Raw genomic sequence first — 2,516 nt, 5'->3', positions numbered from 1 at the left:
GGGGAGCACCGCCCGGCACAGGCACCGGCCGGCGACCTCACCACCAGCGTCTACTTCTTCTCCTCCGCACAGGGCGACCTCGGATCCGACTACGACCTGATCCTGGCCGCCGCCCGCGAGGCGGACGCACTGGGCTACGAGGCGATCTGGACGCCGGAGCGGCACTTCCATGAGTTCGGGGCGCAGTACCCCAACCCGGCGGTGCTGAGCGCGGCCCTGGCGACCGCCACCGAGCGCATCCACATCCGGGCGGGCAGCGTCATCCCGGCTTTGCACAACCCCCTGCGCCTGATCGAGGACTGGCGGATCGTCGACCGGATCTCGGGCGGCCGGATCGGGGTGTCCTTCGCCCCCGGCTTCCACCCCAGCGACTACGTGCTGGCCCCCGACCGGTTCGCGGGCCGCCGCGACACCTTCGAGGCCGATGTCCGCCGGCTCCGTACGCTCTGGTCCGACGGCGTCGCACCGGACGCCGTCGACGGCACGGGCGGCCGGATCCAGGTGTCGCTGTACCCGAGGCCCGTCCAGCCGGACCTGCCGACCTGGCTGACCGCGACCTCGAACGACGAGAGCTTCCGCCGGGCCGGCGCGCTGGGCGTCAACCTCCTCACCGCCCTGCTGGAGCTGAAGGTCGACGAACTCGCCGACAAGGTCCGGATCTACCGCAAGGCGCGCGAGGAAGCCGGGCACGACCCCGAGACCGGTCGCGTCACCCTGATGGTCCACTGCTACGTGGGCGAGTCGGAGGACATGGTGGAAGAGGTCTGCCACGACCCCTTCCTGCGCTATCTGCGCAGCCACACCCAACTGCTCGGCACGCTCACCGCCGCCCTGCCGGAGGAGCAGATCGACCTGGACCGGGCCAGTCCGAGGGACGTCGACGCCATTCTGCGGCGTGCCTACCGGAAGTTCCGCGGCGAGCGTGCCCTGCTGGGCGATCCGGCCACGGTGCGGCAGCGCTGCGAGCTCCTGCGCGAGGCCGGGGTGAACGAGATCGGCGCCCTGGTCGACTTCGGCCTGACACAGCGCCAGGTCCTGGGCAGCCTGCGGCGGCTGGCCAGGCTCCGGGACGACATGGCGGGAACCGGCGCCGCGACCGCCAGCCGATGAGCGGCGTGTTCAGACGGTTCCTGACCGCCACCGCGGTCTCGGACACCGCCAACGGCGTCTTCGCCGTGGCGGCGACGATCACGGCGGCCGCGGCGTCGCACTCGGCGATGGCGGTGGCCGCGGTCACGGTCGCGGCGACTCTCCCGTGGCTGATCGTGGCGGTGCCGGCCGGTGTCCTGGTGGACCGGATCGGGGCGGTCCGCGCCGTCACCCTCGCCAACCTCGGACGCTGCGTGGCGATGTTCGGCCTCGCGGGACTGATCTGGGCCGACGTGGCGCTCGAGGTCACCGTCCCGGTGCTGGTCTTCGTGGTCTCCTGCCTCCAGACCGTGGTCGACACCGCGGCCGAGGTCGTGACGGCGAACGCGGTCGACGACTCGCGCCGCACCCGGGCGAACGGTCTGCTGGCCGTGTCGACCCGGCTGTTCTACCAGTTCCTGGGCCCCGCCCTGGCGGGCGTGCTGGTCGACGTCGACCACGTGCTGCCCAGCGTGCTGTCCGGTGCGGCATGCCTGGCCGCCGCGCTGGTCGCCGCCCAGTTGCCGCGCACCGAGGCCGGTGTGCGGTCGGACTCGGACGAAGGCTCCACGGGTTTCTGGGACGGGGCGCGGATCGTCTTCTCGAAGCCGATCCTCGCGACCATCGTCGCCGTGGGCGGTCTGACGACGATCGCCAACAGCATCTTCTTCACCCTCCTGGTCGTGTACGCGATCACGCCGGGCCCCCTCGGACTGTCCGCCTCGCAGTACGGCTTTCTCGTCGGCGCCATCGGGGTGGGCGCGGCCGTCGGTGCCGTGATGACCCACCGCGTGGAACGGTGGCTGGGCCGGAGCATGACCCTCACCCTCACCCGGGTGGGCTGGGCGCTGGTCTTCGCTGGCCCGCTGTTCGCCGAGGGGTTCCTGCTCACAGCCGTCATGACGGTCGGCAGCGCGCTCGGCGGCATGTGGTCGGTCGAGTCGATGTCCGTACGGCAACTCACCGTCAGCCGGGCCGACCTGGGCCGCGTCAGCGGTGCCTCGCGGATGCTGACCTATGGGATGACACCGGTCGGTTCGGCGATCGGCGGCACCGTCGCGCTCGCCGTCGACGCCCAGGTCCTCTTCGCCGTGTCCACCGCCCTGACCCTGCTGACCATCATCCCGATCCGGGCCTACCTGTCCGACCGGGCGATCGAGGCGGCGACCCGGAGGCCCGAACCCGACGCCGAGAAGGTGCCGGTGTCCGACAGCGAGGGGGACAACACCCAGTGAGCACCCACGCATCGAGCCCCGTGCCGACCACCGAGGCCTGGGAGCCGCTGCTCGACGAGGCGCTGCGCCATGCCACACGTCCGCCCGGCACCTGGGCCGACGCCACCTTCGGCGAGCTGGGCGGCTCCTCGCTCCAGGCGTACCACCTGGTGG

At 72.1% G+C, this 2,516-nt stretch carries 2 protein-coding genes; both read left to right on the top strand.

The features are described from left to right. Window positions 1–1,110: MupA/Atu3671 family FMN-dependent luciferase-like monooxygenase (locus tag ACFTZL_RS43935; protein WP_382595963.1), on the top strand; the 1,110-nt coding region annotated here is incomplete at its 5' end. Beyond that, complete coding sequence (locus tag ACFTZL_RS43930; RefSeq protein ID WP_382595960.1) at window positions 1,107–2,363, top strand: MFS transporter; 1,257 nt, start codon at window positions 1,107–1,109, stop codon at window positions 2,361–2,363. The genes ACFTZL_RS43935 and ACFTZL_RS43930, both read left to right, overlap by 4 nt. The last annotated feature ends 153 nt before the right edge of the window (window positions 2,364–2,516 follow it).

It is taken from the genome of Streptomyces sp. NPDC056948, from assembly GCF_042674225.1.
Taxonomy (GTDB): Bacteria; Actinomycetota; Actinomycetes; order Streptomycetales; family Streptomycetaceae; genus Streptomyces; species Streptomyces purpurascens.
This window is presented reverse-complemented; position numbering and strand designations above follow the sequence as displayed.